The following is a 17,098-nucleotide window of genomic DNA, read 5'->3' as shown; positions in this document are numbered from 1 at the left end:
CAGAAAATCATTTATGATATTTTCTCAATTGCTCCTTCTAATCTTAGCAATTGCTCTTTTTTATCAAGACCACCGCCATACCCTACCATCGATCCATTACTTCCGATCACACGATGACATGGTATGATGACTGGGATTGGGTTTCTGTTATTAGCACCACCAATAGCCCTTACGGCTTTAGGTGCACCGATTTCTAACGCAATCTGTTTATAAGACTTGGTTACGCCGTAAGGAATTTCTCTCACTTTATTCCAGACAAGGGTTTGAAAACGTGTTCCAATTAAATCAAGTGGCAAGTCAAAATTAGTTCTTTGTCCCCTAAAGTATTCGTTCAGTTGCTCAAAAGCCTGCTTGAGTTCTTCCTCGTTTCTCTCCAGGGAAACATTCATAAACTTTTTCTTCAACCACGTTTCAATACAAGAGATTGTATCCTTCATAGAACCAAACTCTATGAAGCAAATTCCCTTCTTCGTTTTCCCCACTGTCAACATACCTATTGGACTATCCATTTCATCATAATAAATGAACGGTCTCTGTGACATATATACCCCCACTTTCAAGCCCATTCTCCCAAAGCTTTTCTAGTAAAATTTAATGTCTCTATCTTACTGGACATTAAGATGGATTTCCATCCTTAAATAGTCTCAAATTCCATTGATTTGACACTTAATTCGATCTCATTTAAAACGTCCTGGTCTGTTTCATGCTCTTTCGCTTCCAGCAAAATTTTCTTCCCGCTAGAACTTCCAATCTTACCAATCGCCCAAGCTGCCGTCCCACGAATAACTGGTCGAGGATCTTTTCTTAAGAGCTCCCACAGTGTGGGCAATGCACTTTCATCTTTAAAATGGGCTAATGCAATGATAGCATTCCTTTGAATAGGTTTCTTTCCTCTCCATGCACCAGACAGATGTCCATAGGATTCTTTAAAATCGCGATTACTGATCGACAGAAGAGGTTTTAGAAGAGGCTTCACTACATGTGGGTCAGGCTCCATTTCCAAGTGAATATGGCTATCCTTCCCCTTATTTTCTGGACAGACAACTTGACATGTATCACAGCCATAAAGCCGATTCCCAAGCTTTTGACGATATTTTTCAGGTAAAAAATCCTTTGTCTGTGTTAAAAAGGCAATACATTTGTTGGAATCCAGCTGCCCCCCCTGAATCAGAGCCTCCGTTGGACATGCTTCCACACAACGATTACAAGAACCACATTGATCCTCAATAGGTGTATCCTCAGGCATATCAATGGTTGTAATCATTTCCCCTAAGTAAACATAGGAGCCAAATTCAGGAGTAATAATAGAACAGTTTTTTCCACTCCACCCAATTCCAGCACGTTCGGCTACTGCCCTATCAGACAATTCTCCCGTATCCACCATTGACAAACATTTTGAATCTGGCATTTTCTCCAAAATGAAATTTTCTAATGCTTCTAGCTTACGCCTTAAAATATGATGATAGTCCTCCCCCCAAGAGGCTCTACAGAACAACCCCCTTCGTTCATCACGTGTTGATTTCGGTGAGTTTTTCATTTTAGATGGATAGGCTAAGGCAATCGCAATGATTGTTTTTGCTTCTGGTAATAGTAACTCTGGCTCCGTACGTTCTTCAATTGTTCCTTTTTCAAAACCAGATTGATACCCTAACTCCTCCTGTGCTTTTAACCGTGATTTAAGTGTTACGAATGGGTCAGCTGAGGCAAAGCCTATCTTATCTATACCTATACACTTACTATATGCAATGATTTCCTGTTTCAATTGGGCATTTGACATGAATTCACCCACTTTCTATATATAGTTACTTTTTTCTGCAAAAATTCGTTATATATTGACGAAATAATGAAAGAATTCTTTTTTTAATAGTAGTTAAAGGTTTATAAATATACAAGTCACAATCCATTTATCACTATCTATAAGCATGAAAAAAGTAGCGTCCCATGTTGAAACACTACTTTGTTATGAATTAAATTGGAGCGGGTGATGAGAATCGAACTCACATCATCAGCTTGGAAGGCTGAGGTTTTACCACTAAACTACACCCGCATGTTAATCCTAACTTTTTTTCTTATATTACTACTTTATTCCCGTTTTCATCCACTCGCCTTGAACATGTCTCTTCCTCTACTAGCCGTGCTCTGACGTTTGATCCGTCGAGACAACTCGCAGCTTATTCTGAGGAGTTATGCTCGTGGCTGAGGTTTTACCACTAAACTACACCCGCATGTTAATCCTAACTTTTTTTCTTATATTACTACTTTATTCCCGTTTTCATCCACTCGCCTTGAACATGTCTCTTCCTCTACTAGCCGTGCTCTGACGTTTGATCCGTCGAGACAACTCGCAGCTTATTCTGAGGAGTTATGCTCGTGGCTGAGGTTTTACCACTAAACTACACCCGCATGTTAATCCTAACTTTTTTTCTTATATTACTACTTTATTCCCGTTTTCATCCACTCGCCTTGAACATGTCTCTTCCTCTGCTAGCTATGCTCTGGTGCTTTATCCGTCGAGACAACTCGCAGTTTATTCTGAGGAGTTATGCTAACTATTTCTATGTAGCCTGTATTTTACTATTTCGTTTTATAAATGTCAAACCCTGTTTTAGTATTTGTTTATGAGTAAGATTGAACGTTAATAGCCAATCTATAAGTAAGTTTTAATAATAGGGGGTTCTGTGTATGAAATTTGAAGAAGTTAGTAGCAAACAAAAGAATGGTCAGCCTGCACAAGAGCAATCTCGCCAGCCTGGGATGGAAAGGGAAATGAACCCACTGCCTGTTTTCGATGATCCTGCTTATAAAGGTAGTGGTAAGTTAAAGGATAAAGTCGCTATTATTACTGGCGGGGACAGTGGAATTGGGCGAGCGGTCTCCATTGCCTTTGCAAAAGAAGGGGCAAAAATCGCAATCGTCTACTTAGATGAACATAAAGATGCGGAGGAAACGAAGGCAAAAGTGGAAAGCTACGGTAGTAAGTGTTTACTTATCCCTGGGGATATAGGTGATGAAACCTTCTGTCAAACTGCCGTTACAACTGTTACGAAAGAATTTGGACAACTTGACTGCTTGATTAACAATGCTGCAGAACAGCATTATCAAGAAAAAATAGAAGATATTAGTGCTCAGCAGCTAGAGCGCACTTTTAAAACTAATATTTTTTCTTGCTTCTATTTAATTAAAGCCGCCATGCCTCATTTAAAAGGAGGAAGCACCATTATTAATACAGCTTCCATTGTTGCATATAAAGGAAATCCTGTATTAATGGATTATGCATCAACGAAAGGTGCTATGATTGCTTTAACAAGATCCTTATCTGAGAATCTGGTGAGCAAAGGTATCCGAGTGAATGCAGTTGCACCAGGACCGATTTGGACACCATTAATCCCTGCATCTTTCCCTTCTGATCAAGTAGCAGAGTTCGGTACAACTAGTCCAATGGGCAGACCAGGACAGCCTGCTGAACTTGCTCCAAGTTATGTATACCTTGCATCAGATGATTCTTCCTATGTCTCCGGTCAAGTCATTCATGTAAATGGCGGAGATATCATAAATGGGTAAATAAGGAAGAAATCTGTTGTTTTTTGTCGAAAAAAGAGGTATTATTTTTTGTCTACTTGGACACCTTAATAGTATGGAGGTGATAAAGATGGCTAGAAATCGAAACAACCGTAACAATAGCAACAATAACAACAATAACAACAATAACAACAATAACAATCAAGAATTAAACGTGGACAATGTAAATACGGAATTCGCTAATGACAACAATGCGAATAACCGTAACAACCGCAACAACCGTAATAACAGCAACAACAACAACAATAACAACAACTAATTGAATACTTAACTTTTACATTAAAGGAAGCCTCCGTACAACGCGGAGGTTTTTCTTTTATATTTTAAAAAGGAGATGCACAAACTAAGGTTGCCACATTATAAAGGAGGGGAACCATTTGGTCAAAAATAAGAAGGAAAAGAAGATATTAGCAGCTTCTTGGATTTTCAGTATCTTGTTATATTTAATTTTTGTCCCAAAGAACCATACACGTGAAGCACATGTGAGTTTTTTATTTAAACAAGTGATGACCTGGTTATTCGGACTCATTGTAGTGGAATATGGTCTTATAAAATATCCTGTTAGAATTTTTAAAAAGTCAAACAAAGCAAGCTTCACCTTTGAATACTTTGTGTATCCAATACTCTGTTCCATTTTTAATGTTCACTATCCCGAAAAAAGGAAACCTTTAATAAAAGGTTTATATTACTTTTTCCACACATCTATCATTGTTGGATTTGAGTATTATGCTGTGAAGTTTACAGATTTAATTCGTTATCCGAAATGGCGCTGGTATTGGAGCTTTATAACAATTTGGGGAACATATTATTTATCTAGACTTTACTACCGTTGGTTTTTCAAAATAGAGCCAATTGTCCACAAGCAAAAAGGTGAAGCAAGTAATGGATAGCACTTCGTCCACAAAATATAGCAGATATTATCGCGCTAATATTACCTCATTTAATACAAACATTCTTCAAATGAAGAATCCCTGGGTTCCTGCATGGTGGTCAGCCGCTTTTCCAGGAATGGGACATATCATGCTTGGTTCATATGTGAAAGGATTCATTTTATTCACTTGGGAATTTGTTATTAACGTCACCGAAGTGGTATTGATTGTAGAGTGTGAAGATGAAATTGACGAAAAAATAGAAGAAATCCTATGGACAAACCATGCCCTAGGGGTTTCTAGAGTATATAGATAAAATATTTCTTACAAACAAACACCTACTTCAACCACAGCCTAGAACAACTATGTACATTCCTTCATAGCTTATTAGAAAGATCGTAATAAGGGGGGATAGTATGTACAGTAGGTGGTTATATTATACAGCTCTCGGGGATTCCATATCAGCTGGAGTTGGTGCATATCTCCGTGATGGCTTTGTAAAAGCGTATCACCATAAGCTTGAACACCATTTGCGCCTCCCTGTGTATCTACATTTGTATGCACAACCCCGCATCACATCATACCAGCTTTTAACCTTCTTGTATGATCCAAATGTAAGAAGGGATATTGCAAGAGCCCACATTATTACAATTAATATTGGTGGAAATGATCTGATTCAGGCAAATAAGCGATATAAAGAGATTGGAGACCCCCAAGTACTCGAGCAGTCACATTACTATTTGTACAATAACGTAAAGCAAATCTTATCTGTGATCCACGAAATCAAAGCTAACGAGCCACAAAACTATCTCATTCAGCTCATCGGCATATATAACCCCTATCCTAAACTTCCTTATAGTGACCATTGGATAGGTAAAACAAATGAGAGTCTTTACCAACTGGCTACCTCTTACAAAAACACTGTGTATATAGATGTTTATCCTGTGTTCCAGCAAAACGGAAAAGGGTTGTTCTCCTTTGGTGGAATCCACCCTAACGGAAAAGGACATCAAATGATTGCTGATGAACTACTCCGTTCTTATTTTGACTATTTATCATATCTCTCGTCGGACCAATACCAACAATCATAATAGTATTTACTATTTGTGCGAAAAGGAGGTAGCTAGCTTTGCTCTGAGCTAGCTACCTCCCTAATATGCAGATTACAGAGCTTAAAAATCGAATTTCTCACCTTTATAATTCATATAAGTATGACTTGGATCAGTTTCCACTTTCCCTTCAACTAAATGATAGATACACGTAGCAGACTCATCAGGACTCATTGGGGCCTGTCCCCCACCCATATCCGTATGAAGCCAACCAGGATGGACGGAATAAACACGAACACCTTTTAAGGCACGATTCAGCTTTTCAGAAAACATATTTAATGCCGATTTGGACATGCCGTAAAAATAGTCTCCATCGTATGTATTTGCAATACTCCCTGCATCAGATGAAATATTAACGATGAAACTATCTTCTCCCTTTAATAAAGCATGCATATGCTTTACGACACGAATTGGTCCAAACGTGTTAATGTCAAAAGTTAGTAGACCTTCGTCCAAATCTAATTCATCAAATTTTTTCCCACGGTCAACAAGAACTCCAGCATTGTTGATTAGGCCATCAAGCTCCAAGTCAAGCTTCTCCAATACCCGCTTCGCCTGACGGATACTCTCCTCATCAGACACATCAATGTTAACAATCTCGACTAGGTCTGGGTATTCAGCCTGTACTTTAAGTAAATCCTCGTGCTTACCTTTATCTCCCCTAATTCCTGCAATCATCTTATAACCCTTTTCAACACCAAGTTTTATAAAGGATAAGCCTAGACCACGATTCGCACCTGTTACAAGAATATTCATATAGAGCCCTCCTAAAAATACTAAATACTAAATACTAACTAAACATTACCATTTTTAATAGATTAGAACATTATTATATAATAAATATATCATACTTTTCTCACAGCTATCATAAGACACAAGATTAGAAAACAGGTATAATTTATTTTATATAAGACTACTAAATATGGGAGATAGTACTATGTATCGTAATTTAGAAGAATGTATTATTGATTTAGAAAAACACGGACACCTTATACGTATTAAAGAAGAGGTGGATCCTCATCTTGAAATGGCTGCCATTCATTTGAAGGTTTACGAAGCAGGTGGACCAGCTATATTATTTGAAAATGTAAAAGGCTCCGACTATCCAGCCGTGTCTAACTTATTTGGCACGATGGAAAGAAGTAAATTTATTTTTAAAGATACGTGGGAAAAAACACAAAGTGTAATTGGACTTAGAAACGATCCAATGAAGGCTTTAAAAAGTCCCTTTAAGCATGTCAGTAGTGGGCTCACTGGCTTAAAAGCTTTACCATCAAAAAAATCAGATAAACTACCGTCACACATGGAAGAAATTAAGATCTCAGACCTTCCTCTCATTAAACATTGGCCTGATGATGGTGGCGCTTTTGTCACTTTACCCCAAGTCTACTCTGAAGATCCAGATAAGCCTGGAATCATGAACGCTAATCTTGGTATGTACCGTGTACAACTGACTGGAAACGATTATGAAGTGGATAAAGAAGTGGGACTTCACTATCAAATTCACCGTGGAATCGGCGTTCATCAACATAAAGCTGTGAAGAAAGGGGAGCCATTGAAAGTTAGTATATTTGTTGGAGGTCCTCCATCTCACACGCTAGCCGCAGTTATGCCATTACCAGAAGGGTTAACGGAGATGACGGTTGCAGGAATGTTAAACAACCGTCGTTTTCAATATAGCTATGTGGATGGCTACTGTATAAGCCATGATGCCGATTTCGTTATTACTGGAGAAATACACCCTAATGAAACAAAGCCAGAGGGGCCATTCGGTGATCATTTAGGATACTACAGCTTAGTACATGATTTTCCATTAATGAGAGTGCACAAAGTCTATGCTAGAAAAAATGCAATTTGGCCATTTACTGTTGTGGGACGTCCTCCTCAAGAGGACACTTCCTTTGGGGACCTTATCCATGAACTTACTGGTGGTGCCATTAAACAGGAAATTCCTGGTGTGAAAGAAGTACATGCCGTAGATGCTGCTGGGGTACACCCACTCCTCTTTGCTATCGGAAGTGAGCGATATACGCCGTTTCAAAAAGTGAAGCAGCCTGCTGAACTACTCACCATTGCAAATAGAATACTTGGAACAGGTCAACTTAGTTTGGCCAAATATCTTTTCATTGCAGCAGAAGAAGACGTGGAGTTGGATACACATAAGGAAGCAGAATTCCTAGCTTACATTTTTGAACGGATGGATTTTCGGAGGGATATTCACTTCCAAACAAATACTACGATTGATACACTAGACTATTCCGGGACTGGCCTTAATACAGGAAGTAAAGTAATCTTTGCAGCTTGTGGGGATAAAAAGAGAGAGTTATGTACAGATGTTCCAGGTGAACTGAAAGCCCTAGATAATTTTGGACAGGCTAAGCTTGTTATGCCTGGTGTCGTTGCATTAAACGGTCCAAAGTTTACGTCTTATGAAGTGGCACAAGAGGAAATGAATACCCTCTCCAACGCTATCGAAGCGAAGGGAGAAGTTACTAATTGTCCAATTATTATCGTTGCTGATGATAGTGAATTCCTTAGCGCCAACATGAGCAACTTCCTATGGGCTACCTTTACAAGAAGCAACCCTTCCCATGATATTTATGGGGTGAATAGTTTTTATGATAACAAGCATTGGGGTTGCGATAACGTGATTATTGATGTGCGTCTAAAGCCACATCACGCACCACCATTAATTCCAGATCAAGATGTGGAAAAAAATATAGAAAAATTCTTTACTGGGGAAGGTATCCTTAAAGATAAACTGAATAAATAAGAATTACAAAAAGGTTGTCCCAATGATAAATTGGAGACAACCTTTTAAGTTAATCTTTTGGAAGATAGATTCGAAAAGTAGTACCTACTCCTTTTTCACTTTCAAAGTTTATTTTTCCACCATGCTCTTGGATAATTTTATAAGTTGTTACCATTCCTAGACCAGTACCCCTCTCTTTCGTAGAATAAAAGGGAAGACCTATCTGAGGAGCCAATTCTTCTGATATACCACACCCTTGATCATCCACCTCAATTATAATCGTATCATGATCATAATCTATTAGCTTTACTTTTATTACGCCTTTATGGGACATGGATTCCATCGCATTTTTAATAATATTAATAAAAACTTGTTTGATCTGATTTTTGACACAATAAATAGGTTTAACAGATTGATACTCAAATTGAATATCAATGTCATTCATTAACGCCTCAGATTGAAGAAGTAGGATCACATCCTTTAAAATAGCATTAATATCCTCATAGTAATATTCCACTGCTTGGGGCTTTGCCAAAAATAATAACTCACTGGTTATCAAGTCAATTCGGTCCATTTCCTCCAACATAATCTTAAAATAATTTCCTTCATTTCCTACATTGCCCTCTTCCCCTTCAAGAAGTTGAAGAAACCCTTTCAGTGTTGTCAAAGGATTCCTAATTTCATGGGCGATGGAAGCTGACAATTGTCCAACGATAGATAACTTTTCCGCTTTTTCTAAATTATCTTCTGCCACCTTCTGTAGCGTAATATCCTTTGCAATTCCGTATATCCCAATTAGTTTTCCATCGATAATAATTGGGATATTTGTTATGCTACAATATACAATTCTTCTTGTTTTATGTATAATTCTAGTTTCGAAATGTTGTGGTTTGCCTTCCTTTGCCTGTTCAAAAAAAGTTCTTACTTTTTTATAGTCCTCATCTACAACTAATGAACCATAATTTTTTCCTATTAGCTCTTGTTTTTTATAACCAGCTAAAGTATCTACAGCGTCATTTATACTAGTAAAATGGCCATTTAAATCCATGATATAAACTGCATCTGGATTGTTAGCAAACAAGGATTGATAATACTGCTCCTTAGTAATACTAATATTTTTTTTATTTGTTATGTCTAAAAATAAAACAGATAGCCCTTCGTCCGTAGGATATGCCCGAACTTCAAACCAAGATTTCATTGAGGGATAATAGAAATCAAATTCAACTGACTTATTCTCTTGCACCGCTACCATGTATTTGTTATATAAAGGCAAATAAACTGCATCTTCAAATACATTCCATATACACTTTCCCAATAATTCTTCTTTAGTACGGTTTAAGATTTTTTCAGCAGTATTATTTAAATAGATGTAGTTCCATTTATCATCAAGAATATAAAAACCATCTGTGATTTTATCTAATATATTAAATTTATCTCCGTCGTTATGATTCATAATTGGTTAGCCTCACTCCTTAATTGCTTGGATAACTATAAGCACTTTCTTTCTGTATTCTAAATAAACTTGGCGATTTCCTTCATTTTTTTACAAAAACATTACGATATATTACATTTATATAAAAAAGCGGAAGCGCCTTGATCACGACCGCAAAAAGAAAAGAAGTGTTTCCCAATAGCTCAGGGGAACACTTCTTGTTTAACATATCAAGTTATTTCCAAATCATTATTTTATTGATTTCTATCCAGAGATTCTCGTACAGCACGATCAATATCATCAATCATACGATCAATATTATCATCGAAACCATCATGTTGTTCCCTCTGACGTAATTCATTATCAAGGGCCCGAACTTGTCCAACCACTTCCTCATTCGTTACTACTATCACATTCTTGTCATTTGATAAATTATTCGTATACTGTTCCACTTCCCATCTTACTTCCGTGATGTTCCTTGTAGCTTCTACAGCAATAATAAGGTCATCTTCGTTTAGGACAACATGGGCTTCTCTAACACCGTCTATCCCTTCTACTTGATCAACAATCTGCTGAACTAGCTTTCCGTCATTAGTATTGTATGTAGCCCCATGATAGGATTCAGTCTTAGTCCTATTCTTTGAATTTAGGTTAGCACCTGGATTAGTGCCGGCGTTAAGGTCGCCATCCTCTGTTTCCATAAAGCCATGCTCCCCAAAGTTTTGACCTTCCATTTCGTCATTATTATCCATATTGTCTCCACAGCCAATCAAAGGAAAGAGAATCAAAGCTGTAATAGAGATAGAAAGAGAAAATTTCTTCAATCTTAGTCCATCCTTTCTATAATTCCTATTACTAAATTCTCCATTTATATACATTTACATACATGGTTAGGTCAAGGAATCACAACAAACATAATGAACTAATGTTGACTTTTCGAAGAGGAAGTGAAGAAAGTTTCATGGCTACATAACTTCTACTTTAAAAAGTTGTTACTTGTATTCAAGCAAGCCGTACTTCATCTTAAACCGCTCTAATAATTTCACCCACACACCACCAAATAATAATAAAAAGACCACATTGGAAACTGCATGCATGGAATCAAACAACGCACTACTGATAAAGTATGGGATGAGGACTTGCGGATCAAGTAATCCTCCCTCACCTGTTCCTCCACCCGTTAGGGCCAATAGCCCCCAAATATTCATGATCCAACCAAATAGAAATCCCCAAATGATTGCAAAGCCAACTTTTCCAATAGTCCCCTTCATTACACTCCAATTTCTCAGGAGTCCTGCAGAAAACCCAACGAGCCCCCAGGCAATCATCTGCCACGGTGTCCATGGACCTTGACCTAAAATCATGTTGGAGGCGAGGGCAGATACAACGCCTATAATAAATCCACTCTCTTTTCCAAAAACAAAGCCTGCCATCATAATAACGAAGGTGGTGGGCTGAACGCTTGGAATAGCTGCAAAGGGGATGCGGCTTACTGATGCAATGGCTGCCATCACTGCAAGGAGTACGATTTCCCGGGCAACAATCTTTCTACGTTCGAAGTGTAACAAAAATATAATGATTGCTAAGATGACTATACCAAAGCTCAACCACAAATAATGCTCGCTCCAAACAAGGGTGCTAGCTAGGATCCCCACAACACCGAGGAGCAGCAGTAACTGAAGTACTCTCATTTTCAAACTCTTCCCTACCGCGCCCCCCATATTCGGATTGCCTCCTCCATTGTGACTACATCCTCCGTATAACCACGGAACAATCGTTGTATCATCGTTGTGTAAAAGAAATTTCCTTTAAAAAATGAAGCCGGAGATGATTCTGATGTTATCCGCCCTTCGAACATCATCCCACAACGGTCTGCATACTTTGCTGCAAACTCCACATCATGGGACGTCATCATAATTGTCAATCCTTGAGACTGTAGCTCCAATAGAATATCCGCCAGTTGCCCCTTAGAAACTGGGTCTAATCCTTTCGTTGGTTCATCTAGTAAAAGAATTTGAGGCTGACGTACAAGAAGACAAGCAAGAGCTACCTTTTGAATCTCTCCACCACTTAAATCATAAGGGTGCTTATTTGTTAGATGAGGTATTCCAAGTGAATTTAACAAATCAGAAGTCCTTTTCTCCCCAGACTCCGTTGCCAATCCCCACTGCTCAAGGGTATCCTGTAGCTCTTTTCCAACCGTATCTTGAATAAAATATAATTTTGGATTTTGTGGCAAATAGCCAATCATTTTTGCAAGCTCTTGACGGCCCCAACGTTTCAAGTCTCTTTTGTTAATGATAACTTTTCCCCGCTGAGGCTTGGACACTCCACAAATCAGTTTCATTAATGTTGATTTACCAGATCCATTGCCTCCTAAAAGAGTGTAAAATTCTCCTTTATGAAGGTTTAAACTCAAACCCTTTAAGATGGCCTCACTCGGCTTTCTAGCGTCATATTGAAAAAATAGATTCTTCACTTCAATGATTGGTTCCGAGGGGGGAAGTTCTGGCTTATCTAGTTTATGCTCGGATATAAGTTGGGTTGATTCAGTTGATTCATATCCGTAAACGGGAGAACCGTCCCTCCGTTCACGGAGCCAACTGCGCCCTTCCTTAACTGTAAGGGGGACTTCTGAACTTGCTCCAACACCGCAACCCTCTTGTCCCTGATCGAACACCTTCAAGTAAAATGACGGGATAGTGGGTACATACGGTTTCTCTGATGAATCCCACACTTTTGGCAATATTTCCTTCGGGCGTCCCTCCAATCTTATTTGCCCCTTTTCCATCATGACAATCTTATCAGCAACTGCCAACACCTCCTCGAGACGATGCTCTGCCATGATTACAGTGAGTCCGAACTCTCCATTTAGGCGGACGATCATATCGAGAAACTCCCGCGCACTGACTGGATCAAGCTGCGCAGTTGGTTCATCAAGCAAAAGGACATTAGGTTGCATGAGGAGGACGGAAGCTAAGTTCAACTGCTGTTTTTGTCCACCTGACAACGTGTGTGTTTTCCGGTGAAGGAGATTTTCCGCCCCCATAAAATTCACCATCTCTGCGATGCGGTTTCTCATTTCATTTGTGGACAGACCTACGTTTTCCAGGCCAAAGGCAAGCTCATGAAGAACTTCGTCAGCCACGACTTGATTCTCTGGGTCTTGAAAAACATAGCCTATCCCTTTGGAAGAGGAATTTTCCACAAGAAGACTCTGGCCTTCTAACTGAATGTCCCCTAAAATCGCCCCATGTGGCTTAATTTCTTGCTTTAGCAGTCGTAGAAGTGTGCTTTTTCCACAACCAGAATGACCACACAATACAACAAACTGTCCTTTCTCTACTTGCAGGCTGAGGTCTTGTAATGCTGGCATAGCAGGATTTTCTGGATAAGAAAAAGTTACATTTTTGAAATTAATATACGCCATTTCAAACGACCTCCTCCCTTTACAACTAGTGGAAATGCGATAAAAATGAACATACCTATAGCAAGGCACCATTCCATTCCTGTCAATGGAATCGGGTCCATCATAGGATAAATGGTCAGCACCCCAAAACCGTATAGTCTACCAATGACACAATAGATAAGTAGAAATCCTACCCATAAAAATGCTACAGCATCTATTTTTTTGAACCTAAAATGGTCATAGGTCGTTCGTTCACCCTTACCATATTCCCTAGCATTCATAGAATCAGCTGTTTGAATCGCTTCTTCCAAAGAATAGGTGACAAGTACTTGAATATATAGAAGTCCGTTCTTCACTTTTTTTCTCCAATTGCCATCTGTCACCGCAATTCCTTTGCTATACTGGACAGCTGAAATCTCCTCCAACCTTCGCCTCATGAGTGGAATGAATCGGAGGGTAAGCATGAGAAGGACTGCAAATTGCGGTAATAACTTTGAAAATAGGAATAATAATTTATTCGGCGTCATGACCTCGTTATATGAAACAAATATAGAGATGATCGCCATGATTGACAGTGCGGTCACACTTCCATTCAAAACAGCCTCTAGCGTGATATAGTGATCGCCGATAATAAATAACACAATCCTTCCCCTCTGGTTAAAAACAGGATTCAAAAGGATAATTAGAACGCCACTTAAAATAATTAGGAGGCTCCAGCGTTTCAAGTTTTGAAAGCGATCTTCTACAAAATGAATCATCAAAATAATAAGCAGAGCAATAACTAGTATCGTTGGGTGCTGAAACATCATAAGTAGAAGGATCACACCCATATAGTAGAAAAAAGTGAATGCTGGATGGAAGTCTTCAAATCGTTGTATCATTAGCTTCCATCCGTATAATCTTCAAGGTATAACCAAGTTATGGAGTCCCCTGCTTTTACACTTGTTGCGCCTGCACTTCTACTTAAGTCAACGCCATTTACACTTGCCACCCATCCACTATTAACACCGTAATCGAATTCATATATATGATCGATCCCTTGGACATAAGCTGTTGCTCCACGACCTGTATAATCTACACGTAGGGAGGTTTTTAATAAAATATCTAATACCGTATCCCCACCCTCGAAAGGAATTTGTGTATTACTTAGTATCGACCCAATATCTGGTGGACCTGTAACGGTAATGCTAACTGTTTCAGCCTTTGGCTCAGTTCCGTCATTTGATGAGTCTGAATCATTATCATTCCCCTTACTCCCCTCCTTCTTCCCCTCTTTGTTCTTAGAAGAATTTGATTTGGAAGAAGAAGTGGAAGTGGCAGAGTCGCTCTTTTTGTTATTTGCTGTATCCTTCGATTCGGTACGAGATTCTTCTCCACTACCTTTCTCATCAGTTTTCTTCGATTTATCTGTGGAGGAAGCAGAAGTGTTAGTTTCCGATTGTTCTGATTTAGCCACTGACGTAGATTCATCACGCGGCTCAGATCCTAACTGTTCTTCCTCAGTTTTTGACTCTGTCGTACCTTCATTAGGTTCATCTGTTCCTTCATCTTTTTCCCCTAACTCATTTTTAAAAGCAATAGCTACTTGAGGTTGGCTTCTTTCAAACGGACCTTTCTCAAGTTTTACTGCATCATGTACTGGTCCTATTGTTGCTTCTTGATCCGTTGCTGTACCACAACCAAATAGGGACACCGCCATAATAAATAAAAAGGAAAACAAAACCGTTACTATTTTAATAGTCTTCTTTTTTATCACAGTTTTCCTCCCCAATCTTCTAAGCTAATTGAATGAGGCTGGGATTTTAAAGTGCTATTACGAATGTCCCAGCCTCAAAACTAATATTTTTTATATAAACCTTTTCTTTCTCGTAACAACTAAACTAGCAGCACCAATAAGTAGGATTACTAATCCAATAGCAAGAAGGTTATAGCTTATTGTTGCTGTGTTTGGAAGTAGGTCTCCATTTTCATTTGTTTTTTCAGCAGCTTCTTCTTCGGATTCTTCAGCATCTTTCGCTTCTTCATTTGATAGTTTCTCCTCATTTGAAGCATTATCATCATTTGAAGAGTTTCCGCCTGTCGTTGGTTTTTCACCATTTGTTAGCTCATCTTCATCTGTTGTGTCTTCTCTGTTTGGCGTTTCAACCTCATTTTTTTGGTCTTCTTCATTTTTTGGATCTTCTGTTTCGTCATCACCGTTTGATGGATCATCCTCAATTATTGGGTCCTCTCCATTGGTTGGATCTTCTCCATTTTCTGAATCCTCATCATTCGACGGATCATCTGGTTGCTCAGTTTCTTCATCGTCTTCTTCAAAGTTGAAGGCATAAAGTGACGATTTACCTTCAGTAAAGAGATAGTAAGCTACGACACCACGGAATGCTTGGTCTGTAGAAAAGCCGTCACTTTCATTGTCTTGCCACCCAAATCCTCCATCTTCATCTTGAAAAGTTAATAAATACTCTATTAAACTATCACCATTTTGATTATAGAAAGTATGAGAATCTAGTCCTAATGTCGAGAATGCAATTACCATTTGGGCAGCAGTAGAGCTATTATTAATTTTTCCATCAAGAAAACTTTCAGAAAGAAAATCTACCGCTGCATCAATTGCCCCCTGAACTTCTGGATCACTCTCATATGGAGCAAGTGCTGTTAAAATCATCGCAGTAAAATCAAGATCGCTAGGTGGTGTAGAAGCCCAAGTCCACCCTCCGTCACTTTGTTGGTTTTCCAATAAATGATGGAGGATCCTCTCTCTCGTCCATTCAGCATCTTCCGGCACGTTGAAATCCCCACTATCCAATGCAATTAAGCTAAATGCTGTACCAACATGTCCTTGTCTTGTAATGTTTGTTCCGTTATAAATTTTTTCAATCAAATTATATCCTTCAACATTTGTTGGATCACCACCAGCAGCTAAAATTCCTAAACTTCGTCGAGCGGTATCCGTAATATTACGATACTCTCCATCTACTTCAAGAATTTCTTGCTTTACTCTTTCTAAATACTCACCTAGATCTGTATATCCTAGTTTACTTAATGCAATAGCTTCCCAATCTCCAATGTAATTGGCCATCACATAATTTTTTGCCGACTCTATTGAACTATCTATCAACGCTTTATCTAATTGTGTTGAATGTGTGTCATCAGAGTATTCTGTTTCACCGTCACCATCATCCGTTGAAGTGTCATCATCAGAATCCTCATTAGCCCAAGATACATATTTAAAATTAATATCATCATTATTTTGTAAAACGTAACTACTTGCTCCAACATCTTGTGACGTTTCCCCTACATAAAAGGCCCAAAAATAAGTTCCCTCTGCAGTGTTTCCTAGAATACTATCAACAAAGTATCCAACACCATCGAAGTAAGTATAATCAACATTCTCTTCCCCTAAAGTAGTTAATAGTAAGTCAAAAGCAGTGGGCTCCAACTCAGGAATAAAAGAGATAGGATAATCTATAGTTACAAGATTCTCATCATCCTTTAATGCTGATAAAGTGGCTGTATTTACCTGTGTAGAATCGAAATCTAGTAAATGGAAAGTTAAGTGATCACCATCTCTAACAGGGTAACCAGTAATACCTGTTTGTGTTTGAATTCCATTTACATAAAATGACCAATATTTATCATCATATTGCTCTACTCCGTTAAAACTATCAATAAATGCTCCAAAGTCAGCATGATAGGTAATTCCTACATCTAATACTGATTCTAGTGTTTCACTAGTTAGGACATCATAAGCAGTATCTCCTTGGTCAAAAGTGAAATCTACTGTTTCAACTAAAACGTCACTGCCATTATAAACAGTCAATTCCCCTTGGTAACTTGCAGCTTCAGCAAGTACCGTTGTAATGCTTCCAAACAACATTCCAAAAACTAATAGAATGCTCATAAAAATGCTTGTTGTCTTCTTCATCTTCTTTTCTCCTCCAATAAATA

At 38.5% G+C, this 17,098-nt stretch carries 16 protein-coding genes and 1 tRNA gene; 6 read left to right on the top strand and 11 right to left on the bottom strand.

Annotated features, from left to right (window positions below; all coding sequences use genetic code 11):
• Positions 1-11 precede the first annotated feature (11 nt).
• From BW724_RS06975 to BW724_RS06965, 3 genes are all read right to left on the bottom strand, one after another.
• Entirely contained in the window at positions 12-542 is a 531-nt protein-coding gene (locus BW724_RS06975; RefSeq protein ID WP_088074540.1) for a methylated-DNA--[protein]-cysteine S-methyltransferase, read from the bottom strand.
• Between the two features lie 92 nt (positions 543-634).
• Entirely contained in the window at positions 635-1,777 is a 1,143-nt protein-coding gene (queG, locus tag BW724_RS06970) for a tRNA epoxyqueuosine(34) reductase QueG (protein ID WP_088074539.1), read from the bottom strand.
• 196 nt (positions 1,778-1,973) lie between these two features.
• Positions 1,974-2,047: transfer RNA gene (locus BW724_RS06965), tRNA-Gly, on the bottom strand.
• 635 nt (positions 2,048-2,682) lie between these two features.
• Between BW724_RS06965 and BW724_RS06960 the strand changes: the two genes are divergently transcribed.
• The 5 genes from BW724_RS06960 (at position 2,683) to BW724_RS06940 (ending at position 5,539) form a co-directional block, all read left to right on the top strand.
• Positions 2,683-3,561, top strand: a complete 879-nt coding sequence (locus tag BW724_RS06960; protein ID WP_088074538.1) for an SDR family oxidoreductase — start codon at positions 2,683-2,685, stop codon at positions 3,559-3,561.
• Between the two features lie 88 nt (positions 3,562-3,649).
• Complete coding sequence (locus tag BW724_RS06955; protein ID WP_088077744.1) at positions 3,650-3,838, top strand: hypothetical protein; 189 nt, start codon at positions 3,650-3,652, stop codon at positions 3,836-3,838.
• Between the two features lie 118 nt (positions 3,839-3,956).
• Complete coding sequence (locus tag BW724_RS06950) at positions 3,957-4,469, top strand: CBO0543 family protein (RefSeq protein WP_235848919.1); 513 nt, start codon at positions 3,957-3,959, stop codon at positions 4,467-4,469.
• On the top strand, positions 4,462-4,764 hold the full coding sequence (locus BW724_RS06945; RefSeq protein ID WP_088074537.1) for a hypothetical protein: 303 nt from the start codon (positions 4,462-4,464) through the stop codon (positions 4,762-4,764). Before BW724_RS06950 ends, BW724_RS06945 begins: the two co-directional genes overlap by 8 nt.
• A 100-nt stretch (positions 4,765-4,864) precedes the next feature.
• Positions 4,865-5,539: a GDSL-type esterase/lipase family protein gene (locus tag BW724_RS06940; protein WP_088074536.1), complete on the top strand. Its 675-nt coding sequence runs from the start codon at positions 4,865-4,867 to the stop codon at positions 5,537-5,539.
• Positions 5,540-5,620: 81 nt separating this feature from the next.
• Here the strand turns inward: BW724_RS06940 and BW724_RS06935 are convergent, their stop codons facing one another.
• Positions 5,621-6,313 carry an SDR family NAD(P)-dependent oxidoreductase gene (locus tag BW724_RS06935; protein ID WP_088074535.1) on the bottom strand — a complete coding sequence of 231 codons (693 nt, stop codon included), beginning with the start codon at positions 6,311-6,313 and terminating at the stop codon, positions 5,621-5,623.
• Positions 6,314-6,494: 181 nt separating this feature from the next.
• Between BW724_RS06935 and BW724_RS06930 the strand changes: the two genes are divergently transcribed.
• A complete protein-coding gene (locus BW724_RS06930) occupies positions 6,495-8,330 on the top strand; it encodes a UbiD family decarboxylase (protein ID WP_088074534.1) in 1,836 nt (611 codons plus the stop codon).
• A 49-nt stretch (positions 8,331-8,379) separates the two neighbouring features.
• Here the strand turns inward: BW724_RS06930 and BW724_RS06925 are convergent, their stop codons facing one another.
• The 7 genes from BW724_RS06925 to BW724_RS06895 all read right to left on the bottom strand — a co-directional run bounded on the left by BW724_RS06925 (position 8,380) and on the right by BW724_RS06895 (position 17,075).
• Entirely contained in the window at positions 8,380-9,762 is a 1,383-nt protein-coding gene (locus BW724_RS06925; RefSeq protein WP_088074533.1) for a PAS domain S-box protein, read from the bottom strand.
• A 233-nt stretch (positions 9,763-9,995) separates the two neighbouring features.
• Complete coding sequence (locus tag BW724_RS06920; RefSeq protein WP_176371330.1) at positions 9,996-10,565, bottom strand: YhcN/YlaJ family sporulation lipoprotein; 570 nt, start codon at positions 10,563-10,565, stop codon at positions 9,996-9,998.
• 168 nt (positions 10,566-10,733) lie between these two features.
• A complete protein-coding gene (locus tag BW724_RS06915; RefSeq protein ID WP_417891461.1) occupies positions 10,734-11,462 on the bottom strand; it encodes an ECF transporter S component in 729 nt (242 codons plus the stop codon).
• On the bottom strand, positions 11,447-13,171 hold the full coding sequence (locus BW724_RS06910; protein ID WP_088074531.1) for an ABC transporter ATP-binding protein: 1,725 nt from the start codon (positions 13,169-13,171) through the stop codon (positions 11,447-11,449). The genes BW724_RS06915 and BW724_RS06910 overlap by 16 nt, the downstream gene beginning before the upstream one ends.
• Positions 13,144-14,031, bottom strand: a complete 888-nt coding sequence (locus BW724_RS06905) for an energy-coupling factor transporter transmembrane component T (protein WP_088074530.1) — start codon at positions 14,029-14,031, stop codon at positions 13,144-13,146. Before BW724_RS06905 ends, BW724_RS06910 begins: the two co-directional genes overlap by 28 nt.
• Entirely contained in the window at positions 14,031-14,906 is an 876-nt protein-coding gene (locus tag BW724_RS06900; protein WP_088074529.1) for a DUF4430 domain-containing protein, read from the bottom strand. The genes BW724_RS06905 and BW724_RS06900 overlap by 1 nt, the downstream gene beginning before the upstream one ends.
• A 90-nt stretch (positions 14,907-14,996) precedes the next feature.
• Positions 14,997-17,075, bottom strand: coding sequence for a DUF4430 domain-containing protein (locus BW724_RS06895; protein WP_140354932.1), 2,079 nt, complete (start codon positions 17,073-17,075; stop codon positions 14,997-14,999).
• Positions 17,076-17,098 lie beyond the last annotated feature (23 nt).

It is taken from the genome of Litchfieldia alkalitelluris (genome assembly GCF_002153425.1).
In the GTDB taxonomy this organism is placed as follows: Bacteria; Bacillota; Bacilli; order Bacillales; family Salisediminibacteriaceae; genus Evansella; species Evansella alkalicola.
Note: the sequence above shows the minus strand (reverse complement) of the source record. Positions and strands in the feature narration are given on the sequence as shown.

Bases quoted from the DNA above. Each gene is read 5' to 3' on its own strand.
- BW724_RS06975 (WP_088074540.1), bottom strand. From the start codon at position 542: ATGTCACAGAGACCGTTCATTTATTATGATGAAATGGATAGTCCAATA.
- queG (WP_088074539.1), bottom strand. From the start codon at position 1,777: ATGTCAAATGCCCAATTGAAACAGGAAATCATTGCATATAGTAAGTGT.
- BW724_RS06960 (WP_088074538.1), top strand. From the start codon at position 2,683: ATGAAATTTGAAGAAGTTAGTAGCAAACAAAAGAATGGTCAGCCTGCA.
- BW724_RS06955 (WP_088077744.1), top strand. From the start codon at position 3,650: ATGGCTAGAAATCGAAACAACCGTAACAATAGCAACAATAACAACAAT.
- BW724_RS06945 (WP_088074537.1), top strand. From the start codon at position 4,462: ATGGATAGCACTTCGTCCACAAAATATAGCAGATATTATCGCGCTAAT.
- BW724_RS06940 (WP_088074536.1), top strand. From the start codon at position 4,865: ATGTACAGTAGGTGGTTATATTATACAGCTCTCGGGGATTCCATATCA.
- BW724_RS06935 (WP_088074535.1), bottom strand. From the start codon at position 6,313: ATGAATATTCTTGTAACAGGTGCGAATCGTGGTCTAGGCTTATCCTTT.
- BW724_RS06930 (WP_088074534.1), top strand. From the start codon at position 6,495: ATGTATCGTAATTTAGAAGAATGTATTATTGATTTAGAAAAACACGGA.
- BW724_RS06925 (WP_088074533.1), bottom strand. From the start codon at position 9,762: ATGAATCATAACGACGGAGATAAATTTAATATATTAGATAAAATCACA.
- BW724_RS06915 (WP_417891461.1), bottom strand. From the start codon at position 11,462: ATGGGGGGCGCGGTAGGGAAGAGTTTGAAAATGAGAGTACTTCAGTTA.
- BW724_RS06910 (WP_088074531.1), bottom strand. From the start codon at position 13,171: ATGGCGTATATTAATTTCAAAAATGTAACTTTTTCTTATCCAGAAAAT.
- BW724_RS06905 (WP_088074530.1), bottom strand. From the start codon at position 14,031: ATGATACAACGATTTGAAGACTTCCATCCAGCATTCACTTTTTTCTAC.
- BW724_RS06895 (WP_140354932.1), bottom strand. From the start codon at position 17,075: ATGAAGAAGACAACAAGCATTTTTATGAGCATTCTATTAGTTTTTGGA.